General features: G+C 64.5%; 23 protein-coding genes and 1 pseudogene. 14 read left to right on the forward strand and 10 right to left on the reverse strand.

Features of this window, described 5'->3' with window-relative positions:
* Window positions 1-35 precede the first annotated feature (35 nt).
* Window positions 36-701: an AMP-binding protein gene (locus ABD301_RS21555; RefSeq protein WP_163570046.1), complete on the reverse strand. Its 666-nt coding sequence runs from the start codon at window positions 699-701 to the stop codon at window positions 36-38.
* A 162-nt stretch (window positions 702-863) separates the two neighbouring features.
* Between ABD301_RS21555 and ABD301_RS21560 the strand changes: the two genes are divergently transcribed.
* The 6 genes from ABD301_RS21560 (at window position 864) to ABD301_RS21585 (ending at window position 7901) form a co-directional block, all read left to right on the forward strand.
* Window positions 864-1358, forward strand: a complete 495-nt coding sequence (locus ABD301_RS21560; RefSeq protein ID WP_344312139.1) for an aspartate/glutamate racemase family protein — start codon at window positions 864-866, stop codon at window positions 1356-1358.
* Window positions 1355-2413 (forward strand): ABC transporter permease, encoded by a 1059-nt coding sequence (locus ABD301_RS21565; RefSeq protein WP_163570043.1) that lies wholly within the window; start codon window positions 1355-1357, stop codon window positions 2411-2413. The genes ABD301_RS21560 and ABD301_RS21565 overlap by 4 nt, the downstream gene beginning before the upstream one ends.
* A gap of 16 nt (window positions 2414-2429) precedes the next feature.
* Entirely contained in the window at window positions 2430-3842 is a 1413-nt protein-coding gene (locus ABD301_RS21570) for a purine-cytosine permease family protein (protein WP_344312140.1), read from the forward strand.
* 371 nt (window positions 3843-4213) lie between these two features.
* On the forward strand, window positions 4214-5527 hold the full coding sequence (locus ABD301_RS21575) for a C40 family peptidase (protein ID WP_344312141.1): 1314 nt from the start codon (window positions 4214-4216) through the stop codon (window positions 5525-5527).
* A 24-nt stretch (window positions 5528-5551) separates the two neighbouring features.
* Entirely contained in the window at window positions 5552-6925 is a 1374-nt protein-coding gene (locus ABD301_RS21580; protein WP_344312142.1) for a SpoIID/LytB domain-containing protein, read from the forward strand.
* A gap of 40 nt (window positions 6926-6965) precedes the next feature.
* Window positions 6966-7901, forward strand: a complete 936-nt coding sequence (locus tag ABD301_RS21585) for a MurR/RpiR family transcriptional regulator (RefSeq protein WP_344312143.1) — start codon at window positions 6966-6968, stop codon at window positions 7899-7901.
* A gap of 41 nt (window positions 7902-7942) precedes the next feature.
* On the opposite strand, the gene ABD301_RS21590 is transcribed toward ABD301_RS21585, so the two are convergent.
* The 4 genes from ABD301_RS21590 to ABD301_RS21605 form a co-directional block, all read right to left on the reverse strand.
* Complete coding sequence (locus ABD301_RS21590) at window positions 7943-8452, reverse strand: hypothetical protein (RefSeq protein ID WP_344312145.1); 510 nt, start codon at window positions 8450-8452, stop codon at window positions 7943-7945.
* 372 nt (window positions 8453-8824) lie between these two features.
* On the reverse strand, window positions 8825-9211 hold the full coding sequence (locus ABD301_RS21595; protein WP_344312146.1) for a hypothetical protein: 387 nt from the start codon (window positions 9209-9211) through the stop codon (window positions 8825-8827).
* A 225-nt stretch (window positions 9212-9436) separates the two neighbouring features.
* Entirely contained in the window at window positions 9437-11515 is a 2079-nt protein-coding gene (locus tag ABD301_RS21600) for a tetratricopeptide repeat protein (RefSeq protein WP_344312147.1), read from the reverse strand.
* On the reverse strand, window positions 11512-12726 hold the full coding sequence (locus ABD301_RS21605) for a hypothetical protein (RefSeq protein ID WP_163570035.1): 1215 nt from the start codon (window positions 12724-12726) through the stop codon (window positions 11512-11514). Before ABD301_RS21605 ends, ABD301_RS21600 begins: the two co-directional genes overlap by 4 nt.
* 619 nt (window positions 12727-13345) lie before the next feature.
* Here ABD301_RS21605 and ABD301_RS21610 point away from each other — a divergent pair.
* Window positions 13346-15292 (forward strand): Xaa-Pro dipeptidyl-peptidase, encoded by a 1947-nt coding sequence (locus ABD301_RS21610; protein WP_344312148.1) that lies wholly within the window; start codon window positions 13346-13348, stop codon window positions 15290-15292.
* A gap of 6 nt (window positions 15293-15298) precedes the next feature.
* Here the strand turns inward: ABD301_RS21610 and ABD301_RS21615 are convergent, their stop codons facing one another.
* Window positions 15299-16747, reverse strand: coding sequence for an MFS transporter (locus ABD301_RS21615; RefSeq protein ID WP_344312150.1), 1449 nt, complete (start codon window positions 16745-16747; stop codon window positions 15299-15301).
* A gap of 184 nt (window positions 16748-16931) precedes the next feature.
* Between ABD301_RS21615 and ABD301_RS21620 the strand changes: the two genes are divergently transcribed.
* The 3 genes and pseudogenes from ABD301_RS21620 to ABD301_RS21630 all read left to right on the forward strand — a co-directional run bounded on the left by ABD301_RS21620 (window position 16932) and on the right by ABD301_RS21630 (window position 19095).
* Complete coding sequence (locus ABD301_RS21620; protein ID WP_163570034.1) at window positions 16932-17342, forward strand: winged helix-turn-helix transcriptional regulator; 411 nt, start codon at window positions 16932-16934, stop codon at window positions 17340-17342.
* A 199-nt stretch (window positions 17343-17541) separates the two neighbouring features.
* Window positions 17542-17895 (forward strand): YciI family protein, encoded by a 354-nt coding sequence (locus tag ABD301_RS21625; protein WP_163570033.1) that lies wholly within the window; start codon window positions 17542-17544, stop codon window positions 17893-17895.
* 6 nt (window positions 17896-17901) lie between these two features.
* Window positions 17902-19095 (forward strand): annotated as a pseudogene (locus ABD301_RS21630) (RNA polymerase sigma factor).
* Window positions 19096-19118: 23 nt separating this feature from the next.
* On the opposite strand, the gene ABD301_RS21635 reads toward ABD301_RS21630, so the two are convergent.
* Complete coding sequence (locus ABD301_RS21635) at window positions 19119-19496, reverse strand: hypothetical protein (RefSeq protein WP_163570032.1); 378 nt, start codon at window positions 19494-19496, stop codon at window positions 19119-19121.
* Between the two features lie 241 nt (window positions 19497-19737).
* Here ABD301_RS21635 and ABD301_RS21640 point away from each other — a divergent pair, with 241 nt between their 5' ends.
* Entirely contained in the window at window positions 19738-20112 is a 375-nt protein-coding gene (locus ABD301_RS21640; RefSeq protein WP_163570031.1) for a cupin domain-containing protein, read from the forward strand.
* 51 nt (window positions 20113-20163) lie between these two features.
* On the opposite strand, the gene ABD301_RS21645 is transcribed toward ABD301_RS21640, so the two are convergent.
* Window positions 20164-20787 (reverse strand): TetR/AcrR family transcriptional regulator, encoded by a 624-nt coding sequence (locus ABD301_RS21645; RefSeq protein ID WP_344312155.1) that lies wholly within the window; start codon window positions 20785-20787, stop codon window positions 20164-20166.
* A gap of 79 nt (window positions 20788-20866) precedes the next feature.
* Here ABD301_RS21645 and ABD301_RS21650 point away from each other — a divergent pair, with 79 nt between their 5' ends.
* Window positions 20867-21322 (forward strand): DUF3237 domain-containing protein, encoded by a 456-nt coding sequence (locus ABD301_RS21650; protein WP_344312158.1) that lies wholly within the window; start codon window positions 20867-20869, stop codon window positions 21320-21322.
* A 105-nt stretch (window positions 21323-21427) separates the two neighbouring features.
* On the opposite strand, the gene ABD301_RS21655 is transcribed toward ABD301_RS21650, so the two are convergent.
* Window positions 21428-21880, reverse strand: coding sequence for an HNH endonuclease (locus ABD301_RS21655; protein ID WP_163570028.1), 453 nt, complete (start codon window positions 21878-21880; stop codon window positions 21428-21430).
* A 412-nt stretch (window positions 21881-22292) separates the two neighbouring features.
* Window positions 22293-22856 carry a GNAT family N-acetyltransferase gene (locus tag ABD301_RS21660; protein ID WP_163570027.1) on the reverse strand — a complete coding sequence of 188 codons (564 nt, stop codon included), beginning with the start codon at window positions 22854-22856 and terminating at the stop codon, window positions 22293-22295.
* A 91-nt stretch (window positions 22857-22947) separates the two neighbouring features.
* Between ABD301_RS21660 and ABD301_RS21665 the strand changes: the two genes are divergently transcribed.
* Together ABD301_RS21665 and ABD301_RS21675 are read left to right on the forward strand one after the other, a co-directional pair.
* Window positions 22948-24105: a copper resistance D family protein gene (locus tag ABD301_RS21665; protein ID WP_163570026.1), complete on the forward strand. Its 1158-nt coding sequence runs from the start codon at window positions 22948-22950 to the stop codon at window positions 24103-24105.
* A gap of 239 nt (window positions 24106-24344) precedes the next feature.
* A complete protein-coding gene (locus ABD301_RS21675; protein WP_344312161.1) occupies window positions 24345-24827 on the forward strand; it encodes a DinB family protein in 483 nt (160 codons plus the stop codon).
* Window positions 24828-24838 lie beyond the last annotated feature (11 nt).

A 24838-nucleotide genomic window follows, 5' to 3' on the forward strand; every position in this document is an offset into this window, starting at 1 on the left:
TCGATCCTTGGGCACCCCGACATAATACCAAATAATCAGCCAACTTGAAATGTTATTTCATTCCAATTCCTAAGCTCCAGCTGCGTACTGACATTGACTCCCCACCAATGAAACTGCCCATGCGGGGAGAGCACTCCTTTGGAGACACCGGTCGTGCCGGAAGTGTAGAGAATGAGCGCAGTGTCGCGAGGACGGACATCGGCAGGTTCGATGCCCATGCTCAGCGGTGGCAGCGCGACGGCCAACGGCGACTCGGGTTCCCGGCCGTCCAGCGTCCAGATTCGTCGAAGCGACGCGGTGTCCGGCAACGCTTCTATCCGATCGAGAAAGGCATTCTCGATCACCAGCAGCTCGGCCGCACAGTTGGTGAGAATGTGATGGAGCTGTTGGCCGCGTACGCCGGTGTTGATGGGAACGGCGATCGCGCCCATCCACGCACAACCCAGAATAAGGTCGAGCACCTCGATCCTGTTGTCGGCCATGATCGCGACCCGCTCACCGGCCGCGATTCCTTCCGCTCGCAGAGCGGCCGCGAATCGGGATGCCCGGTCGCACACCTGCGAAGCGGTCCATCGATCGGCACCGATCCGCAGAAGTGGCCGATCGGGCGACTGCTTCGCCCGTGCGCGCAACAGGTCGGGAATGGACAGTGGCACCGATTCAGCGAATTTCTCCGCCGCGTCCACGGTTGGCGAAATCAAAGCTGCACCCCCGGCGAATGGCATCGTACGAGCACGCCTCCGAAGTTGCAGCACGACCGCCCCGCTGGCCAGCGCTCGGTTCGCTGACCGAAACAAGGAAGTGCGACACCATCGCGACAGCACCAGAATAGGGATGGGTCACGACGACAGGGAACGGATCAGATGAGAATCCTTTGGCAGAGTTTCACCGCTTCGGGAAGCACGTATTTGCGTCTTCTCCAGGATGCTCTGCGGGCACTGGCCGGTGATCAGGTCGAGGTTGTCGTCGCCGGCCTGGAACGGCCGCACCCGTACATTCACCGGCTCAGCGAGGCCCGCTGCGCGTACGAACTCGTCGCCGCCAACCTGGACGCCGCACGGCGCGGTTTCGACGCCGTGGTGGTGGGCCATTTCCAGGACGGCGGTGTCCATGAACTGCGGGCTGCGCTGGACATTCCGGTGGTCGGTCTCGGTGAAACCACCCTGATCCATCGGATCGTCCACGAGGCACGGGACAACGGGATGGCGCTGGTCATCTCATCCGCCGAGATCGATGAGTTGTTGCTGCTCTGCGACCGTTTTGTCGTGCTGTTTCGGGGCCGGGTGGTGGCCACGCTCTCCCGTGCCGAGGCAACCCAGGCACGGCTCACCCACCTGGCGACGGAGGGACCGCGATGACCGACATTCAGAGTGGCCCCCGTACCGAAGGTCGCGATTTATCCGCGACCGACCCACATCTGAGTTCCCGAGTCCGCTCTTTTCTCGCCCACTCGCGGATCGCGATGATCGCGATCGGCCTTGTCCTGCTGATCGCCTATTTCGCCGTCACTCAGCCGACGTTCACCACCGAAGCCAACATCAAGACCCTGCTGACCAGTGTCTCCATTCTCTGGATGCTGTCGATGGGCTTGACCTTCGTCCTGATCCTGGGCGGGTTCGACCTGTCGATCGGGTCGATGATGGCCCTTTCGGGGTTCATTTTGGCCTGGTTCTACCACGATTTGGGATTCCCCATCTTCGTGGCATGCGTGGCCACGGTCGTACTGGCCGGAGCGTTGGGTGCGCTGTCGAACGGATTCCTGATCGGCCGCCTTCGCGCCTCTTTCATGGTGGTGACGCTGGGGACATTGTCGCTCTTTCGCGGACTGGTCAACCTGGTATCGGGCACCGAGACGAAGGCGATCAATTCCGGATTCCTGGACGGAATGGCATTCGGGAGCGTGGTCGGCATACCGATTCCGGTGATCATGATGGCCGTGGTGTTCTTCGCGGCATGGTGGGTGTTGCGGTTCACCCATTTCGGCCGGGACTTGTACGCGGTGGGCGGCAATTTCCAGGCGGCCCGACTGGCTGGCATCAACACGACTCGGGTCACGATCTGGGTGTACGCGATCTGTGCCTCGGCCGCTGCCCTCGGGGCGGTGCTGCAGTGCGCCCGGGTCGCCGCGGCCAGCCCGCAGGTCGGCGACACGATCATGTTCGACGCGGCCGCCGCCGTCCTGCTCGGCGGAACCGCGTTACGCGGCGGCTCGGGCGGTGTGGTGGGCACCGCCATCGGGGTGCTTTTCCTTGGCACCCTGGCCAATGGCCTCGCGATCTCGGGCGTTCCCAGCTACTGGCAGCAAATTCTGAGCGGACTGATCGTCGCGGGTGCCGCGGTCAGCGAAATCCTCCAGCGCGAAGGGCTCTGGTCGATCAACATTCGGCTGTTTTCCCGGCGAGAGCCGCACTAAATCTCGGAGGCGTTCGGTGGCCACAGAACCTGCCGGCATAAAGACCCAGATCGAGGACTACGCGCTGACCGCTGTCCCACTGGCCGCCCGCCGAGGCGGCTGGGGACTCCTGATGAATACGGCGGGCATCGTCTCGACGCTGGTCCAGCTGGCGATCGGCGGCGGAGTGACCCTGATCGCCGGGGTCGGCTGGGGGATTCTCGCCGGTCTGCTGGTGACGGTCTTCGGCGGCACCCTGGGCTGGCTGGTCGGCCACGTGGCGTACCAGAACGGCACCTCCAGCACGGTGACCTCACGCGTGTACGGGCTGGGAATCCGTGGTTCGGTGATCGCCTCGCTGATCTATTCCTTCATGATCATCGGATTTTTGGCGCTGGAAGACGCGCTGCTCTATTACGGGACACTCTTCATGTTCGGCTGGAAACCGTCGGTGGTCAACGCGATCGTTATCTACGGTCTTTTGACGGTGGTGTGGATCGCGCTCACGACATTCGGCCTGAAGCTGGTGCAACGTACGTCGACAGTGCTGCTCATAGCATTTCTCATCCTGGCGATAGCTCTCGCGGCCATCGCGGTGACCACATCGGGTCTGTCATTGTCCGCGATCTTGACGGCAGGACCGGTGACCGGCGGCGACGGCAGCGCGCATTTCGCCGCGGTGATCGCCATCCTCGCGGGTTCGGCCGGTGCTCTCGCGCTGACCGACGCCGACTTCGCCCGGTATGCCCGTACCAGCAAGGATGTCGGCATCCTCGCGATCGGCGGGGCGATCATGATCGACATCGTGATGGTGGTGCTGGGCTGCCTGATCGTAGGAGCTGGAAGCAGCGCGGTCGCCACATACCTTGGTAAGAATCCGGCCGTCGCGGCCAGCCAACAGGGCGCCACGATCGCGGAAAAGGTTTCGTGGATGGCGAACAACAACTCCGGCGCCTATTTCATCGTCTTGGCCGGACTGCTCGGTTTTTTGCTGATGTACGTGGCACAAGCCAAAGCGCAGGTGCCGAACACCTACTCCGGGTCGCTCTCACTGTCCAACCTCTTCGACGGGCTGCTGCGTCGCAATGTGGGCCGACTGACCATGGTGGTGCTCGCCAATGTCATCGGACTGCTGATGGTGGCCGGAGACATTCTGGGCCTCATCAATCGGTACCTCGGAGTCCTCGGCGTGACCACGACCGCGCTGGCCGGCGTGATCATCGCCGACTATTACCTCATACGGCGGCGCAAAGTGGCGGACCCAGACGAGGTCGAATCCGTCAACTGGGCTGGCGTGGTCTCGGTTCTGGCTTCGGCGGCCACCGGCGGTTTCCTGACCGAGTCGGGCATCACGCCGCTGGGCTTCCTGGTCACCCTCGGCTCGGTGCTCGTCCTGTATCCGGTGCTGCGCCGCTATGTGTTCCGTGCAAATACCGCGAGCGAGCGATGACCGGACGATGACCTGGGCCAACGCTGCCCTTCGCGAACTCGACGTTTTCGCTGCCTTTACCGGCGGATCGCCAGCGAATACGTCGAGTTCGCGGTGTTTTATCGAGATATAGGGGAATTCTCTCCGGGGGCCGTCTTTTGACAATTGTCATACGAGGAACGGTTGACGGCAAATCGGGGGCCAACTTGGGGAATGTGTGCTCTCTCCATTGACACGCGAGAGGTCGCGGGCAAAGATCATGCCCGCACAAGCAAGCACGGGCATTATTCACAAGGCGAACCGTCCACCTCTCCCGTGGGGCAGCCGCCCCACTCCCTGCGCCGCCCCCTGCCCACCCGCTCACCGGCGGCGCCGCCGAAGGGATGCACACCATGGAAGTAGCAACCCACCGAACCGGCTGGCCGAGATTCTCGGCCGTACTCCTGATCGCTCTGTCGCTGTTCGCGAGCGGGCTCGCGAACAGCAGTCCGGCGCAGGCCGCGCCAGCGTGCGGCGTACTCGCCGGTGGAGCAGCACAGCAAGCGAACAACGCGGTTATCAATACCTGCTACCAAATCGGCGTGCCCTACTCATGGGGCGGCGGGCACGGCCCGCAACCGGGCCCGACGCTGGGTCAATGCGACCCGAACAATGGCGCGCCCAACGACTGCCATGTCAAAGGTCTCGACTGCTCCGGGTTGGTCCGCTACGGCTACGCCCTCGCGCTCGGCCCGGACATCCTCGGATCGGGAAACACCGATGCACAATGGCATTCACCGGCGGTGAAGACGCACTTCTACAGCACCGCTCAAGCTCTCCCCGGTGATCTGCTTTTCTACAGCAGCAACAACACTGTCGCCGGGATCCATCACGTCGCCATGTATCTCGGCGCCGGCTGGATCGTGGAGGCCGCCAACTCTGGCGAGCTGGTCAAGGTCTCCAACCTGTCGGCCCACACAGACTTCTATGGCGGCGCACGACTGTTCACTGGGCGCCCGCATTACACCACGACACTCGGCATTTACCGCGGATTAAGCTCGACGTTCTCTTTCAGCAACTCGACCACGAGCGGCCACACCGACGGGACCTTGACTTTCGGTGCACAGGGCGACATTCCGGTCAGTGGCGACTGGAACGCCGACGGCTTCACCACCGTAGGCACCTTCCGCCCCAGCACCTCCACCTTCTATTTCGACAACTCCAACATCACCGGCAACACCGACGGCTCGCTCGCCTTTGGACAATTCGGCGACCACCCGGTCACCGGAGACTGGGACTGCGACGGCTCCACGACGGTTGGCGTCTATCGAGACAGCAACTCGACCTTTTACTTCGACAACTCCAACATCACCAGCCGCATCGACGGCTCACTCACCTTCGGCCAGAAGGGTGACATACCCATCACCGGCGACTGGGACGGCGACGGCTGCACGACGGTTGGCGTCTATCGACCCAGCAACTCCACCTTCTACTTCGACAACTCCAACATCACCGCACACACCGACGGCTCCATCACCTTCGGCGCCACCGGCGACGTACCAGTCACCGGCGACTGGAACGGGGACGGCTACACCACGATTGGCGTCTTCCGGCCGACAACCGGGGTCTTCTACCTCTGCAATTCCAACATCACTCCACACACCGACATCACCACCGCCTTCGGGCAACAAAACGACACACCGATAACCGGCGCCTGGAACCACTGAGCCGTGGCCGAAAGGAGGGAAGAAATGGTGAAGAAATATCAGTGGACGCTCGTACCGTTAGTGGCGTTGGCAATGGTGCTTGGCGTGACCAAGGCGGCTGCCGCCAACGCATTGCCCAGCACCATGGGAACCACGGTCGGTCCGCTCGCCTCGACCGGATGCAATGGCCACTACGACGACAATAATCCGCCGGCTTCGATCCGTGTCCTTATCACCGCGACCGGGTCCATTGTCACAGTGCCATTCGAACAGTACGTCAAGGACGTGCTGCCCAACGAATGGATCGCGAGCTGGAGCGCGGCCGCACTGCAAGCCGGCGCGATGGCAGCGAAAACTTACGCCTGGTACTGGACAAACCATTCCGGCGACCGTACGTCCGGTGGCCAGTGCTTCGACGTGTACGACAGCACCAGCTCCCAGGTTTACAAGGCCGGGAGCCATCAGCCGTCGACCGACGCCGCGGTGGACGCCACCTGGCCGGTCTCCATGCACCGTGGCGGCGCGATTTTCGAAAGCCAATACCGCGCGAACCTGACCGGAAACAATGGCGAGGGCTGCGGCGCCGGCGCGGACGGCAGCAAGATGAGCCAGTACGGATCACAAGCCTGCGCGGTGGCCGGGTACTCGTACCAGCGCATCCTGACCACGTACTACTCCGGCATCACGCTGTCCACCGGCGGTGGACGCCCGCATTACACCACGACGCTCGGCGTTTATCGCGGACTCAGCTCCACGTTCATTTTCAGCAATTCAACGACCAACGGCCACACCGACGGAACACTCGTTTTCGGTGCCCAAGGCGACATCCCCGTCACCGGCGACTGGAACGCCGACGGCTTCACCACCGTAGGCACCTTCCGCCCCAGCACCTCCACCTTCTATTTCGACAACTCCAACATCACCGGCAATACCGACGGCTCACTCGCCTTCGGACAATTCGGCGACATCCCCGTCACCGGCGACTGGGACTGCGACGGCTCCACCACAGTCGGCGTCTACCGACCCAGCACGTCCACCTTCTACTTCGACAACTCCAACATCACCAGCCGCATCGACGGCTCACTCACCTTCGGCCAAAAAGGCGACGTACCCATCACCGGAGACTGGGACGGCGACGGCTGCACGACAGTCGGCGTCTACCGACCCAGCAACTCCACCTTCTACTTCGACAACTCCAACATCACCGCACACACCGACGGCTCCATCACCTTCGGTGCGACCGGCGATGTACCAGTCACCGGAGACTGGAACGCAGATGGCTACACCACCATCGGCGTCTACCGACAAACCACCGGCGTCTACTACCTCTGCAACTCCAACATCACCCCACACACCGACATCACCACCGCATTCGGACAACAAAACGACACCCCCATTACCGGCGCCTGGAACCACTGACGGTTGACGGGTCGCCGCCCGATGGGCAACCGTAGCGACCATGAGCAGCAGCAGCCCCGCCAGCGGAGCGTTGGGTCCCAACGCTCCGTTCGGCGGTTCCGTCCACGCGCGTGTCAGTGCCGTCCTGCCGACGCTCTCGGAGGCCGAGCAGCGGCTTGCCCGGGAGGTCCTCGCCCATCCGGCGCAGGTCGCGGCCACCACCATCGTCGACCTCGCCGCGAGCTGTGACATCTCTCGTACGACGGTCACTCGGTTCTGCCGGTCCGTCGGGTTGTCCGGCTACGGCGAGTTGCGGCTGGCGCTGGCCGCGGAGGTCGGGCGGATGAGCCACGACCCGGTCCATCCGACGCCGGCCTGGTCGGAAGGAACCAGCGGGGTCGCGCCGGACGAGCCGATGCCGCGGGTTCTCGCCCAACTGCTCGCCGCCGACGTACGCGCGCTGGAGGACACCGCCGCCCGCATCGATCTGGTCGCGCTGGAAACTGCTGCCGAGCGAATAGCCACCGCCCGGAGCATCGACATTTACGGCGTGAGCGGCAGCGCATCCACCGCCGGCGAATTCAGCCGGCGACTGAACCGGATAGGCCGGCGTACGAGCGCCTGGAACGAGATCCACGACGCGCTGGCAAGCGCCGCACTGCTGACTACTGGGGACGTCGTACTCGCGATTTCACACACCGGCGGGACAAAAGAGGTCGTGGAGGCGACCGCGCTGGCCCGGGACCAGGGCGCCACCACGATCGCAGTCACGAACTCGCCGCGTGCACGGCTCGCGAAGGTCAGCGACATCGTGCTGGAGACCGTGTCCAGGGAAATCTCCTTCCGCTCCGGCAGCATGGCCGGGCGGCACGCACAGATGCTGATCCTGGACTGTCTCTACATCGCCGTCGCCCAGCGCACGTACGCGGACACCCAGAGCGCCCTGGAGCGCACGGCCGCCGCGGTCGCGGACCATCACTGGAAAGGCGGCGCCTGAGCAGGTCCGGCTCGCCACACTGAGAGCCGTTCCGGTCGGATTTACAGCCCCCACGAACGATTGATCATGTCCTGCGCGATGCCCTGGGCCTCGTCGTACCGGTCCGGGTATTCCGAGCGCTGGACGGCCTGCGCGACCTGGCCGGCCGTCATCCAGGTGTTGTCGGCCGCCGTCGGAATGGCATAGTCGAGGAATTTGTTGGTGGCATAGTACGGATCCATGATCTGGTCGTACGTGCCCCAGCCCTGGCTCGGCCGCTGTTGGAAGACACCAATCGAGTCCTGGTCACCACACGGCAGATTGTTGGCATGCGACTCCACCCAAGCCGTCTCGAATTCAGCCAACCGCACCCGGTCGTCGACGCCCCGCTGGTTTCCCACGTCCCGCAGGATCCGCAGAATATTGTCGTCCGCGGTGGACGGAATCGACGAGCAGTCCAGCGGCCGTACCACGGTGGCCGGCCGATGCGTCCCCGCCGCCAGCGCTGGATCGACGCCGGCCTGCGCGGCCGCAGCCGTGCCACCGACCAACGCCGCCGCGAGAGCGCCCACCAGGAGTCCTCGACTCCACCCACGACTGATCACGTTTTCCATTGTCCACGCCCCTTTTCTCTCGATGCCGACCAGGCCCGTGACCCTCGTACGAGGGCCGCGCTTATCGCCTCAGTAGGTATGCCGTTCCGCACTGCCAGGGAACATTTCGAAGATGGGCTGCTGGGTCACTTCGTACACGCCTTAGATCATGGTTGTAAAGGGTCCGTCTCCACCTAATTAATTCGACCGGACACGAACACGCGGGGCCGTAAATCCACGGCTCCAGGCTCCTAATTCCGCCCCGCCGGACGTCCGCATGGCCCCCATACTTGCGTCAGACGCAAGCATGGGGGCCATGCGGACGAGCTTCCTAGCCCCGATGAGGCGCTGCTAATAGGCGAACGCGCAGAGCGCTGGCCCCCACTCGGTGTAGCCGGTGCCGTGGACCCAGAAAGTCGCACAGGTATGACGCCACGTGTTGGCGATCTGGCTCTGCCCTTCACTGACGGTCCACCACCGCTCCGCGGTGTTGCCGGATTGACTGGGGTCGTCAGCGTTCCACGCGGCCCAATGGCCATACACCGAGTTGCCACTCGGGACACTCTGCAACTTGACCGCGGTGTAAAACTGGAAATCCTTTTCGACGCTGATCCAAATGTGCGCGTTGCTAGTCCAGTACATCGGCCGCACCGTGGAAGCTTCGGCCGGCGATGTCGCCGCCAGAATCAAGGCCGTAGCTGTCACCGCTGCGACAAGGACGGCGAGAGTGCGCCGCACACCGCTACTCACCTTCATAAGCTCATGCTCCAATCTCGACTACCGCCCGGTGACCGATGGTCACCTCAGATATGACGGCATGTGCGTACGCACCTTCGCCGCGGCGGAGACTTTGCGGTCCGCACCGCGAAAGTGCCGGTCGAGTAGAACATGCAGGCGGTAGCGAACGCCAGGGACATTTGTCATCAGCAACGACCAGCGATTCAGCACGCCACAGACAGACCACTAGGGCTTGGACACGAGCTCACGCAGGCACTGATCTCGGTGGCTGAGCAGCTCGCCGGCGTCGTCTTCGTCGACAGTCAAGAGCGCGAAGGAAAAATCCTCGATCGCTTCAGCGTGCTGGCCGGCCTGGTGGCGCGCGATGCCGCGGTTCATCCGTATCGTCGGGTCGTCGTCGAGCGCGATGGCCCGGTCGAAATAGCTGATGGCCGCGCTGATCTCGCCCTCGTCAAATGCCAGTATTCCGAAGTTGCACCAACCGGCGGCCAGCGACGGATCGAGCTCTACCGCGGCGGCGAAAGCCTCGCGGGCCGCCGGCAGATTTCCACGACGCTGTTCGAACATACCTTGCAAACAACGCAGCTGCGGATGGTCGGGACTCAGAACGAGCCCGGTGTCGATGTCCTCGCCTGCCTTCTCCCACTCATCGAGATCCAACTGGCAGGTGGCCCGGTTGACATAGCCGTCCACCAATGTGTCATCCAGCTCAAGAGCGCGGTCGAAATCCGCGATCGCGCGCGGCAGGTCGCCCTGTTCCATCGCCAGGTCGCCGCGGTTGAAATGGGTTTGTGGATACGGCGGGCTGAGCCGGATTGCCGTTTCGTAGTCGGAAAAGGCCAGCTCCACCGCGCCCAGCTGCCGATGCACTTCGGCCCGCTCGACGTAGTACTCCGAATAGTTGGGGTCGACGCCGATCACCGCGTCGTACGCCCGAAGCGCCTCCTCCGGCGAACCAATACGACTCAACAGCTTCGCCCTGTTGTACATGAGCACCGAGCGGTGCGGCGCGAACCGGCCAGGATCGACCTCCTCATCCAACCGGGCCAGCCCCGCGTCCAGCAGGCGCAGTGCCGCCGAGAAGTTGCCAAGGTGCATTTCGACGAGCGCTCTGCCGTTTTCCTGAAAGGTGACGTTGTACGCCCGGCGTTGCTGTTCGGTGCCGAGTGACGCGATGCAGATGGCAGTGTTGATCAAAGACATCGCCCGCCCCTGGTCCCGCTTTTCGTCGTAGAAGCGGGTGTAGAGCATCGCACGCCCGTACGCGGACCCGAGATGGACAGCGGGCAGCGTGCTGCTGCGGCAGGCGTCCTCGTACACCTGCTCCGCCTCCGCCGGCCGGTCCAGCGCCGAAAGCGCGGTCCCCATCTTGACGGTGGCCAGCCAGCAACGTTCGCCGTCCACTGACCAGTCAAGCAAGTCCAGTACGTGCCGACCGAAATGCAACACCGACTCGTAGAAACCCTGCATTAGGCAGTGCTGGAGAGCTATCTCGGCGGCCTTGGCGCCGGCACCGGCCGGATCGCTGCCGCGCACGAGATGGTAAGGGACAGCACCAAGCTGCAGCGAGAACTCGTTGCGCCCCAGCAGATCCCGTGCGCGCTGGTCATGCAGGGCGGCGCGCTCGGCCGGATCCAGGGCCAGGTAGGCGGCTCGCTGCCGATCGTCGCCGACGCATTCCGCCGCCACATAATCCGCCGGATCATCAGTCCACGAGTCATCGTTCTCGGATATCTCGTCGGCCTGGACTTTGGTGGTGTACTTGCCAAGAAATCCGGCGAGCGGTTCGCTGACCTCACCGGCCGTACAGATCACCAACCGCAGCCGCCGCGGGTCGGCGCGGCGAAGGAGAATCGTCAGGAGCTCGACGTCGGTGGCCTCCGACAGCTCGGCGTTCTCTATCACCACCAATGGCGCTGGACCGTCCAGGCGCGCGAGGTATGCCAGCAGGAGATCGACGAATCCGTGTGCCAGCCGCGCGGTCTGGGTAGCCGAGAAATACCTGGTCCGATCCTGCGGAGCGGCGGTGGCCATCAACGTGACTCGCTGGCATTCGAGGCTGTCGGCGAGCTCCGGCGCGATGGCGAGCAGTTCCAGGTCATGCCGCTGAGCGAGTTCGCGATGGTGACTCAACAAGTCTGGCGCGATAGTACGCAACATGCTGCCACCCATGGTGTACGGGCCGCGAAGGCGGTGGTGCGCGTCGATCGTCGCGAACGGCGTTCCCAGGCGCAGCGACGCGACCAGCGCGCGACCGGCCTTCCTACTCGATGTCGCGACCCACAGGTGGTTGGCGGTGTTCATGCGCGCTCCTTGAAGTTCTTTTCCTGGCTGGACAACGTGCCGCGGCCGCGGCGCTCGCGGACGGCCAGAAAGGCCGCGAAAGCGAGCTGGCTGACGTTGATGACGAGCATGGCGGCCGCATCGGCAAGTCGCGCCGGCCGCGCGTCACCGGACAGCAGGGTGTGCATCGCGGTCGTCAGGAACTGCCAGCCGATCGGAACAATGGCGAACACCAGAACGGCCAGCATGACGGCGTAACCGGCGACGTGCAGCGGGGCATACCATTTCGCCACCTGACGGTCTCGCGGATGCCAGTTTTCCGGGTCAATCAAACGATCCCGCCGTCCCAACAGACGCTTGACACCGTTGCCGATCATCGCGCTGCTCGTTCCGTGCAAATCCACACACCCGAGCACGGTGGTGACCAAATAGTAGATATCCGTACGCATGAAGAAATAGAACTGCCAGACGACCCTCAGGACCGAGGTGAGCACGAGCGCGAGACAGACATGACCAACCAGCGAGATCGTACCGTCCGGCTCGCGGGTGAGATACGCGACAATCGTCAGTACGGACATACCCAGCAGGTCAGCCAGCATCCCAGCGAGCATCGGCAGATAGCGCTTGCGCCGCGGTACGACCACCAGTCCGTCAATCGCCGTCTCGAACACCAGCAAATAGAATCTTCGCCCCACTCGGGTACGACAAGGCAGTCCCAGGCGCCGGCCCGCGAGGACATGGAACATCTCATGCCACATGGACAGCGGAAGCTGCCCGCAGAACAGTGTCACCTCGATGACCAGCAAATAGGGCGAGAAGAAGATGTGCTGACGACTGGGCAACAAACGCGGATCCAGCACCAAAAGCACCACCGCCACCGCGACCAGGAGAGCGTAACAACACCAGGCGGGTGGCGAGAACATCGCCCGGCCAAGCCGCTGCCACCGCACCGGTCCAACCCGTGCCACGTCATCGACACGGAGAAAGTCAAGTTCCCGAAGTGTCTCGACAAATTCGGCCATGTCGACGTCTTCGCCGTACGTCTTGCTGTACCACTGGGCGGCATCCTCGGTGGCCCGGCCGGCGACGAGCTCTTGGAGCAGCGCGGCGCCGTCGTCGGGAAACACGCCGTACGAGTCGACATCGGTACGCCCGACGACAACCTCGCCACCCTCCGGTAGGAAAGACAACGAATGGAATCGCAACGTCCCGCCCTCGACCTGGAGCGACATCACTTTCCTTTCCGAGGATGGGAATCACCGGAGACCAAAGGACGCGACAGGGGCTCGCGGTCCTTCGGTCCCCGGTGGCGCCTGCGCTATGCGCAGCAACAACAGCCGTAGCACTGGGCTGGAATGGTCAGCCGTACGGTGCCGGGCTTGCGCACCTTGATCTGCTTCATCTTCGGTTTGGCTGGCTTCATGGATTTCACCTCCTTCTTGACAAACGACGGGCATCACTACCTCGACGCCAATGGTGTCCGGCGTCGAGGAGACATGGGTGGGATCGCCGCGAAACGCGACAGTGGGTTGGACCCACTGACCCACGTAGGCCGTCAAGACTTCGTCAGAACAACAAAATCGAAGGCTCGTGGCGCATTTTTGGCTCCCCCGTGGCATGTTCGCATTCCTGCAAATGAATCTGTCTGCACATTAGCCACACCTTCGACTGGACGTCCAGCAATGGGCAACCGTACGAACGAAGGGCTGCCTGATGGGGAATGGCGGCGCGGCCCAAAAAGCAAAGAGGCCAGAAACGGCGGCTGTCATCACAGGTCAGCGCGGCACCGGGTTCCTGCTCTATCATGGCCTCTCGACTGCTCGCCGAAGTCCCCCGATGGAAGGACGTTCGATGCGACGTGTACCGCGCGGATCCCTCGCAGGAGTCCTGGGTGTCCTGGTCACGATGGCGGTCTGCGTGACGGCCGTGCCGGCGGGGCCGGCTTCGGCCGCCCAGCGGCGACCGTACGTGTCCGGAAACACGACGACGCCGGTCTATTCGTACGCCAACGCGATCCGCGAAAGCATCTGGGTCGACACCAGTCTGGACAACGACGGCGACGGCAGTCCGGACCGGGTGGCCATCGATATCGTACGACCGTCCGAGGCGGCGCAGGCCGGGCTGAAGGTGCCGGTGATCATGGAAGCGTCGCCGTATTACTCCTGTTGCGGCCGTGGCAACGAAACTCAGGTGAAAGACTACGACAGCAACGGCGTCATCGATTCGATGCCGCTTTATTACGACAACTATTTCGTGCCGCGCGGCTACGCTTTCGTCGGCGTCGACCTGGCCGGCACCAACCGTTCCACAGGCTGCGAAGACCTCGGCGGTCCCGAGGAGGTGGCCAGCGCCAAGGCGGTCATCGACTGGCTCAACGGCCGTACGACCGCGCACTACGCCAACGGAACCGCCGCGGTCGCGGACTGGACCACCGGCAAGGTCGGCATGATCGGCAAGTCCTGGGACGGCACGATCGCCAACGCGGTCGCGGCCACCGGAGTCGCCGGCCTGACCACCATCGTGCCGATCTCGGCGATCTCCAGCTGGTACGACTACATGCGGGTCAACGGCGTGCCGCGCTCCACCGGCTGGCCCGGCGGACTCGCCTCGGAGGTCGGTCGTACGGGCAGCGTCTGCTCGTCGGAATACACCTCGCTCACCACCGGCGGCGACGACCACACCGGCAACTACAACGCCTTCTGGACACAGCGCAACTACTTCGCCAATGTTGGCAACGTAAAAGCGAGCGTCTTCGCCGTGCATGGGCTCAACGACGAAAATGTCTTCCCGCAGAATTTCGCGCAGTGGTGGAGCGGCCTCGCCGCGCACGACGTGCCACGCAAGCTCTGGCTGTCGCAGGAAGGCCACGCCGACCCATTCGATATTCGCCGCTCCACCTGGGTGACCACACTGCAGTCCTGGTTCGACTATTGGTTGCAGGGCCTGGACAACGGTGTCATGAGCCAGCCGACCGTCGACGTCGAGCGGACGCCGAACCAGTGGCAGACCCAAAGCGATTACCCGGCGGCCGGATCAGCGCCGGTGACGCTGACGATGGGTGCCAGCAGCACCGGCGCCGGAACGCTCGGCACCTCCCCCGGTGGCACAGCCACCACCCGCTCGATCACCGACAGCACCAGCCTCACCGAGGCCAACGCCGTGTCCAGTCCGACCACCACCCGTACCGGCCGGCTGGCGTTCCTGTCCGCGCCGTTGGCCGCCAACACCCAGCTGTCCGGCACGCCAACCATCACTTTGCGCGTCAAAGCAACAAAACCTGACACCGAGCTGTCCGCACGACTGGTCGACTACGGCACGGCTACCCGCGACCGGGATCTGGCCGACGACGAAAGCGGAGTCAAGACGCTGCGCACGCGAAGCTGCTACGGCGACTCCACGACAGCGGACAGCGCCTGCTATCTCGACACCGCCGAGGACACCGCGAGCTCGTCGTACGGGGTGCTGACGCGCGGCTGGCAGGACGCGGCGCACTACCAGTCGCTCAGCCAGCAGACGCCGCTGACGCCGGGCCAGTGGTACACGATCACCTGGCATTTGCAGCCACAGGACCAGATCCTCGTGGCCGGGCACACTCTGGGACTGATCCTTTCGTTGTCCGACACCGAAAAAACCTCGCCGTCGAGCACCGGCGCGACCGTCACGGTGGACCTGACCGGCAGCTCACTCAGCCTCCCGCTGGTCGGCACCACCGTCCTTCAACGGCCCACGACCACACCGCACCTCACCGCGGTGGCACCGCGGACGTACCCCACCCGCACCCGGCCCCTGCCCTCCTGACGACCGCTACTTCGTTGCTGTTGCTCGCATCATCGGCAGAGTGAGTGCGACGAGTACGGCCGCGAAAGCGAGGCCGGCACCGACCAGGAACGCTTCGTGGAACACGCTGAGCCTGGCCTGCACGATGCGTCCAGGATCAGTGCCGGCCCACGCCACCAGCTCGGGTACGCGGCTGAACGCGACGGTCGCGGCGACCGCCACGCCGAGCGCGCCTCCGGCCTCTTGACTGGTGTTGATCAGTCCGGCGGCGACGCCGGAGTCCGCCTCCCGCACGCCAGCAAAAGCTGCCACCTGGATCGGTACGAACGCCATGCCCAGGCCCAGCCCAGCGATCAGGAACGCGGGCAGCACGTCCACCACGTAACTCGCATCAGCTGGAGCACGCCACAAAAGCAGGAGTCCGCTGGTGGCTAACACCAGGCCGACGATGAGCACCGGCTTGGCCGCGAACTTGTTCACCAGTTGCTGGGAAACGCCAGCGCCGACCGAGATAATGACGGCGATCGGAAGGTACGCGAGGCCCGTGGTGACCGGCGAATAGTTCAGCACCTGCTGCATATACAGGCTGGCAAAGAAAAACAACGTCACGAGCGTACCGAGCATGAACACCGCGGTGATATTGGCACCGCGGATGACCTTTTGCCGGAAAATGGAGAGCGGGATCAAGGGTGCGCTCGCCCTGCGCTCAACAAACACGAATCCAGTGAGCAGCACCATGACCGCGACCAGGCAGCAGATGGTGGCCGCCGAATCCCAGCCCCAGCTGACCGTCTGGCCCAGGGTGTAGATCAGCAACACCAAGCCGGCGGTGAGCACGACAGCGCCAGCAACATCGAATTTCCTGCGCTGTTCGGGGTCGCGGCTCTCCGCCACGACGAGCGGCGCCAACAAGGCCGCGACCAGACCGATTGGCACGTTGATAATAAAAATCCAGCGCCATCCGGGGCCCTCGGTCAGCAGGCCGCCGAGGATCACACCCACCACCGAGGCCAGTCCGCTGATCCCGCCCCAGACACCGAGGGCGCGGGTACGGGCCGGGCCCTGCGCGAAAGTGGTGGTCAGGAGGCTCAACGCGGCGGGCGCGATGAACGCGGACCCGAGCCCCTGCAGCCCGCGGGCGACGATAAGCATGGCCGGGCCCTGCGCCAAGCCCGCCAGCAGCGAGGCCAGCGCGAACCCGACCAGGCCGCCTCGCAGCATGCGCCGACGGCCGAAGGTGTCGGCGAGCCTGCCGCCAAGCAGCAGGAATCCGCCGAGCACAGTGCCGTACGCGGTGACGACGTACTGCAGGTACGTCTCGGTGATGCCGAGTTCGCGCTCGATGGTCGGTAGGGACACGTTGACGATGGAGACGTCGACGAACGTCATGAACCCGGCGACACATAAGAAGGCCAGCACCAGGCTTGGACTGCGGGCCGTCCGGACCTGGTTGGCGGTGGATTCGGTCATGGACATGCGGTTGAACTCCCAGAGATAGACAGATTTTCGGGCCGCCACCCTCCGCCCGGGCCTACCGGAGGATGGCGGGATCGCCGGCGGCCCAGTGGTCTCCGGCGCGGTTTCATCGCTGCGACGCGGTCACCGTAACAGCGTCGGTATAGTAGGTACCTAGAAGAAAGTATTGGACGGAAAGGCCGCTATGACCGAGACAGCGACCCGGCACCCAGCCAGCGATGCCACTCCGGAACAGGCGTGCCCAGTCGGCCCGGTTGTCGACATCGTCTTCAGCCGATGGACCACGCCGATCCTGTGGACACTCAACGAGTTCGGTGTCCAGCGATTCGTCGAACTGGAACGGCGGATCGGTACGATCACACCGAAAGTCCTCACTCAGCGGCTCCGGCAGCTGGAGCGAGACGGGCTGGTCACTCGTACGTACCACCCAGAAGTGCCGCCACGGGTGGAGTACGAGATCAGCGAACTCGGCCGCAGCCTGGCGCCGCTGTTCGCGCACCTGGCCACTTGGACCGCCCAGAATCTGGTCAAAGTGGAGCAAGCCCGGGTCGACTTCGACACGGCGGCCGCCGCGAAGGCCGGCCGCCGCCGGTGACGATCAGGCGGGCCGCCGGGTTCGGCGGGGAAGTCCGCGGAATTTTCCGCGATGGTGTCGAATGGCGTCGAGTCCGTTCGTAGCCATGGTGAGAGGCCGGCAAACGAGCCGGTCGCCACTCACCGGAGGGCCCGATGTCCGCGTTCGCCGCGATCGCGATCCCGGCCATCGCCCGCCTGACGTTTGAAGGAGCTCCACCGTGAAGCGATATTTGCTCGCCGTCCAGTTCGACGAAAGCCACCCGGAGACCGAAGAGGAATTGCGGGCGCAGTTGGCTCGGACGCACAAGGTCAACCTGGAGATGGAAGCCGCCGGTTCGTGGGTGTTCGCCGGCGGCTTGATGCCCTCGTACGCGAGCACCGTCGTCCGTCCCGCCAACGGCACGACCACGATGACCGACGGCCCCTTCGCCGAGACGAAGGAACAGCTCGCCGGGTTCTGGGTGATCCAGTGCGAAGACGCCGACCAGGCGCTCGCCTGGGCCCGGAAAGGCGCGCTGGCCTGCGGGCGCCCGATCGAGGTACGCCCGTTCAACGAACTGCCGGCGGAATAGGCGCGGATGGACCTGGACAGCGTCTATCGGGCGGAATACGGCCGGTGCGTGGCCACGCTGACACGCATGCTCGGTGACATCGGTCTCGCCGAGGAAGCCGTACAGGATGCGTTCGCGGCAGCCGTCCAGAAGTGGGGCGAGGCGCCGCCGCCCAACCCGGGCGGCTGGATCGTGACCACCGCCCGTAATCGGGCGATTGACCGGCTACGCCGGGAGTCCAGTCGCGAAGCCCGCCACGCGCAGGCGCTGCTGCTGCACCAACCCGCAGAGCCGAAGGAGGTGGGACCGGTGCGCGACGACCAGCTCCGGATGATGTTCACCTGCTGCCACCCCGCGCTGTCGCCGCTCGCCCAGACCGCGCTCACCCTGCGCCTGCTCGGCGGGCTGGAGGTGGCCGAGATCGCGCGGGCCTACCTTGTCCCGGAGCCGACCGTCCACCAGCGGATCGTTCGTGCGAAGAAGAAAATCCGGGACGCCGGCATCCCGTACCGAGTGCCCGGCGCCGCCGAACTCCCCGACCGGCTGCAGCCGGTGCTCACCGTGCTCTACCTGGTCTTCAACGAGGGGTACGCCTCAACCGCCGGGGAACTGCTGCGTACGGACCTGTGCCAGGAGGCGATCCGGCTCGCGAGGGCACTCGCCGACCTGATGCCGGACGAGCCGGAGGTGATCGGGCTGCTAGCGCTGCTGCTGCTCGTCGAGTCCCGGCGGCCGGCGCGGGTCGGGCCGTCGGGTGAGCTGGTGGTGCTCGCGGAACAGGACCGGTCGTTGTGGGACCGGGCGCTGATCGCCGAAGGGCACGAGCTCGTACGGCGATGCCTGCGCCGCAACCAGCCGGGGCCGTAGCAGTTGCAGGCCGCGATCAACGCCGTACACACCGACGGGCCGGCGACCGACTGGACGCAGGTGTTGGCGCTGTACGACCACCTGCTGCACCTCAGCCCCACCCCGATCATCGCGCTCAACCGGGCGGTCGCGGTCGCCGAGGTGCACGGACCGGCGGTAGCGCTGGCCTGCATCCAAGACCTCGACCTGCCGGGCTATCACCTGCTGCCGGCCACCCGCGCGGACCTGCTCACCCGTCTCGCCCGCACCTCAGCTGCCATCGCCGCGTACGACGAAGCGATCGCCCTGGCCACCAACGACACCGAACGAACCTTCCTGCGGACCCGGCGAGCACGGCTTCGCGCGGACAGCTGACGTACCAACGTGAACGGGTCGGCTCAGCTGCCGTAGAGGATGGTGAGGGAGATGATCGTGGCGTCCGGCGGCAAGGTCCCCGTCTCGTGCGGGTTGAAGATCACCGGCGGTGGGCAGAGACCTGGCAGCAGGTAGGTGAAGGAGCCCTGATTGTTCTCCGCGTACCAAATGCTGACCGGGCCAAAATGCATGGGAAGCGTTCCCTCACCTTCGAAGCAGACCGGATATCCGCCGGTGAAGAAGGTGAAGTAGTTGAAGTCATTGCTCTGATCGCACGCCGTTCGCGAAATCGGGCTGTTCATGGGGGACGCTGCCGCGGGAGTGGCCGCGAGGACCGCAAACATGGTGGTCAACGCCCCTATCGACGCGAGTGCCGCCGAAATCTTCCCGACTGCCTTCATCGTTCTCTCCATCATGATTCACCACAGGTGCACTTGGGACGTACGCCCCTTATGGCATTCACAAATGTGGATGCCCCAGGAGGGTGGCATTTGGTGATCGACGCGAGCAACGTATTCGACAGAGGTCAAAAAGGTACGCCCTGACCGTTATGCCTTCTTCGTACGAGTGCCCCAACTGGTCCACCAGAAAAGTCGTCAACTGGCCCCCGCCAGCGGTCCAGATCGCGCATACGGTCGGGCCATGACAACGCTGACCACCCTGTCGCACGAAGTCCCGCCGTTCCTGCCCGCCGGCGCCGAGGTCATGACCGCCACCATCGAGCTGGAGCCAGCCGACCCGGGCACGCCGCCGCATCGGCACAGCGGTCCGGTCTTCGGGTATCTGATCGAAGGCGAGATGCTGTTCGAGCTCGAAGGCGAGCCGCCGCGGATCATCCGGGCCGGCGAGGCGTTTTGGGAACCCGGCGGCGACGTCATCCACTACCTGGCCGCCAACAACCTTCCCGACGCCTGGACCCGCTTCGTCGTCGTGATGATCGGCGCACCCATGCTCACCCTGGTCGACGCCGACGAACTCGCCGTACGAGCCGACCGCCGCTTCCGAGTGGATCGATAGGCGATCAGGGACGTTTTAGTAGTGGCTATCGGCATGTCGGCAACGAAAACGTCAAGTTCGCGAAGAAGGGGCGGCGGGAATGCCCAGGACAGTGGCGATCGTCGCCGCCCACCATCGCCGTTGAGCACGCGGGTCCTGGGCGGCCGGATTGGCGATTCCAGCGCTGTTCCGAAACGCCACGCCATATGTGGGGTCGGTGGCCAGTGCCTGATGCAGGGCCGCCACCGCGAGCCGGGTCTCGATCCGGCGAGGCGAACCGCTGCCGGTACGACGCCGCGCCCCGTGGAGGGCGTCGACCACCGGTTCGAGCATTCCCTGCCCATCTGGTCTCCAACCGGCGGCGTGCAGCGCGATAGCCAGCTCGCCGTACCCGTCCGCGTAGACCGCGGCCATCGTTTCGACGAGGTCGCTGACGGAAACCACGCCGTTGAGCCATCGGCTCGACGCCGCCTCGACCGCGCCGCGCAGCCGCCGCCCGCCGCGGCTCAACAAAGCGACGAGCAGACTTTCCCTGTTTTGGAAGTGATGCGTGACGCCGGCGTCGGTCATGCCGACTCGCTGGGCGACCGCACGCACCTCGACGGCTCGCGGCCCGCCCTCGACAAGCAGCAGCTCGGCCGCCTCAAGGATGAGACGTTGCGCCTCCTCGGGTGTACGGCGAACGCGTCCTGTCACCCCGCCACCCTACCTTGACTAGATTAGGTAAAGCGGCTTACCTTGGAACCTCAAGGTAAGTCTCCAGAGAGGTAGCATCATGCCGGCCGTCGATCTCAAAACACTCCCCGCCGTACAGCTCGTGCCCCTTTTTGTCGGCGCGTGGCGACTGGCGGAATACCGAACACTCGGCACCACACCGGCGGGCACCCGGGTGATCATCGAGATCCCCGAAGGCCGGATCGAGGGCGATCGCGTCAACGGTCGAGTCGTTGGCGGAACGACAGCTGACTGGTTTCTGATCGGACCCGACGGCACTGGCACGATCGATTTCCGCGGCACACTTGAGACCGACGACGGAGCGACGATTTACATGTACGGCTCAGGGCGCTGCGACATGCGGGGCGGGATAGGCAACGCGGGCGTTCTCTACGGTGCCCCGAGATTCGAGACGAGCCACTCGCGCTACACGTGGCTCAACCGGGTCCAGGCAGTCTTTCGCGGTGCGCTTGCCGGCGACGGCATGTTCTACGACGAATATTTCGAGCTGCGTTAGCCGCGAAACAACCGGATGGTGGGTCCGAACTCGAAGTGCAACGTCGGGGGCGGGTAGGGTTGTGAGCCGCCGGGCGTGGTGGTGCCCGGCGGCCGGGTGGATGTTTTATGCGGCGAGTTGGTTGATTCCACGGATGGTTCTTCGTTCGGGGTCCCGGTACGCGGGTGGGATGAATTCGACGATTCCGTCGGTGATGCGTTCTTCCCAGTCGCTGTGGTGAATCAGGCGATGGCAGGCATCACACAGGAGCACGCAATTTTCCAGGCAGGTATCGCCACCATCGGCCCAGTGAGTGACGTGATGGCCGCGGCACCAGCGAGGTGGTCGACCGCACCTGGCGCAGCCTTTATCCCGCGCTATCAGTGCTTTTCGTAGGTGTGCGGGTAGGAGTCGTTCGGTGCTGGCGACGTTGAGCGGTACGCTGTTTCTGCCCAGGAGCATGGGGGTGATGTCCGCGTCGCAGGCGAGCCTGCGGCCGGATTCTGGAGATATAGCGATGCCGGTGTGTGCGTACGCGAAACCGAGCTCTGGATCTGTGCCTTCATCGCCGGCGGCCATGACACCATTCTACCGCTATCACCGTCAAAAAAGATCGAGTTCGTACGATCGGAACGTGGTCATTTTCTCAATCACATCAGCAAAACGCGGAGCGCGCGCGTTCAAGCCCTAAGCAATTTGGTGAGGGTGGGGCCTCACTCTCGACGAAGAGCCAGGCGAAACAAGGCCGAACCCAGCTCCCTGCCGGTACATCCAGGCCGGGGCGCACGTAACGAGGCGACGCCACCGTTCGCAAACCGCGAAACCGCAACAGAATGCAGTTCTTACGACCCCTCGCGCGCCACCGGACTCACATCCGTCACACCCCTCGCCCACTCCACGACGTTTGTTGTCCACTGAACGAACGCCTCGGGGACAGCGCGAACCGCGTTCCCACCCGGCCGATCCACAGCTTCGCCTAACCCGCTTGCTACTAGCGGGCCGCCAGCAAGGCGGCGTTGGGCCAGGCGATGCGCAGCGCCATCGGGGCGCCTTTTAGGCGAGACGGCACGCCGCCCGGCGGCGGAACCGGCGCTTTCTCCACGGAAACGCCACCCCGGGCACGGTAGAACTGCTGGGCCGCGAGGTTCTGCTCGAGCACCCAGAGGTAGACACCCGAATCGGTGGCTCGTTCAAGTATTTCGGGGCCTACCTGGGCAAACAAAGCGGTGCCGACGCCGGTCCCCTGGCAGCGATGAGCGACATGCAGGTTGTCGATGAGGCTGCCCCATTCGGCGTCCTTATCGAGAATGACGTGGATGAAGCCGGCAAGGCCACCGGCGTCCTCACCCAGCACGGTGATGCTGCCGGCGGGTTCGGCGAGGCGTACCGACCAGACCACCCTCCGGTCCGCGACAACGTCACCATCCAGGAACGAGTCCGCGTACGCGCCGCGATAGTGCCGCCGCCAACTCGCCGCGTGCAGCGCCGCCACCTGCTCAGCGTCATCCGCACTCGCGGCCCGGTACCCGAGCGGCATTAGGGCATCGTCAGCCATGCGGCGGACGCTACCAGGGCAAGATCGACTTCCCACCTGGTGCTTCGGGTCACAGCCCTCTCACCTGAAAAGTAGGCTAGCCTCACCTAACATGACGCCTGACGTGCTCGCCGACGCCGTGCCCAGCGCTCTGCCACCGCTCTGGCGGATGCTCACCGAGTTCGGATATTTCCTGGGCCTGTCCGCGGCCATCGGGTTCCCGCTCACCTACTGGGTCGCCGTACGCCCCGCACTGGACAGGTCCGGCACTGACGCGTACGTGGTCGCCAGCCGCCGCCGCGCCGCCGCGCTGTTGGCATCCAGCGGTGTTTTGTTGCTCGTCACTGGCTATTTCCAGCTGGCAAGCCGGGTAGCCCGGGGAACCAAGGGGATGTCATTTGGCGAGGCCACCACTCCGGCCGCGATGTGGCGGTTCTTGTCCAAGGCCGCCACCCCAGGTGACTGGATCGCCAGCGGCACGATCTATCTCGTACAGAATGTCCTGGTCCTGCTGCTGTCCGCACTGCTGATCTCCTTGTTTTTCAAGAAAATCGGCAGCCGAATTGACACAATCGCGCTCTTTGCCTTCCCAGCCGCCATGCTTGCGAGCCTGATCGGCTCAACACCGACGCGCGCCACCGCGCTGGACACCTTGATGGACAGGTACTTGACCCAGGTCCACATCATTGGCGGTACGGCCTGGCTCGGTGGCCTGACCGTGCTGGTAGCGCTCGTGCTGGCCGGCCGCCGGGAAGCCACCGGGGTGGCCGCGATCTGGGCGGACATCTGGCAGCGCTTCAGCACGCTCGCATTGGTCGCCGTCGGCGGGGTGCTGCTCTCCGGCTTGTGGCTGACCTGGAAGAACGTCGGCGATCCCGCCCAACTGGTGACCACTACCTTCGGCCGTTTCCTGCTGCTCAAGCTGATTCTGGTGGTGGGGCTGGTGACAGCCGGCGGATTCAACCAGCTTTGGCTGATCCCGCGAGTGGTACGGGCCCGCCTCGCCGGCTCCGAAGGATCCCTGGTCACGCTGGTGTTGCGGCATTTTCCCAAGGTCGTCGCGATCGAGGTCGTTCTCGGAATCGGCGTCCTGACGGTCGTACCATTTCTCAGCGGCTCGGCCCGCGCCCAGGCCGGCGAGACCGCCGAACCGCCGGTCGCGACCGGCGGCATCCTGCTGATCGGACTCCTGCTGACGGCCACTGTGGTGGCCTCCTTTTTCGCCACCGCCAAGGCATCCGACCTGCTCGCCCAACGCGCACAGACGTGACCCGTGAAGAGCAGGAATGGTTTCCGAAGGTGCGCGAGGCAATGGGCCGAAATGAGGTGCAGGCTATCGGTCAGCGAATGCTCGACGCCAAACCCAACGCGCCACGCGACCCGCTCAAACTCGCGAGTGCGACAGTCTGATCGCCCTCGCGTTCACCCAGCGGTCGTACGTCGCACCGGACCCGTTCGGTTAGTACGTCGTCCCGTCCTTGACCGTACGGATGCGGCAAACTTCAGGCCATGAGTATGGATGACCTGCTGATCGACTTCCTCAACGCCCAGCGGGCCCGAGTGTTCGAGATCCTCGCCGGCCTGGACGAAGATCAGCTGGCAACCCCGGTGTTGCCGTCCGGCTGGACGCTGGTGGGGATGCTCGAGCATCTCGGGCACGCGGAGCGGCACTGGTTCCAGGAGGTCACCCTCGGCACCGCGGAACCACTGCCGTGGCCTGCCCAGAACGGGCCTTTCGCGACAGGCCAGCGAACCGAGCCGGTGTTCGCCTTCTACCGCGACCAGATCGAGCGCGCGAATGTCGTGCTCGCCTCGACCCCATTGTCCACCCGACCTCTGGGACGACACGGCCATGGCGACGAAACCCTGGTCACCGACCTCCGCTTCGTCGTGATGCACATGATCGAGGAGACCGCCCGCCATCTCGGTCACCTCGACGCGGCCCGCGAACTGATCGACGGCCGCGTCGGCCTCGGCCAGGACCCGTTGTGAAACGTTGCGGC

Origin of the sequence: Fodinicola feengrottensis (assembly GCF_039530045.1) — a bacterium.
Classification (GTDB): Bacteria; Actinomycetota; Actinomycetes; order Mycobacteriales; family HKI-0501; genus Fodinicola; species Fodinicola feengrottensis.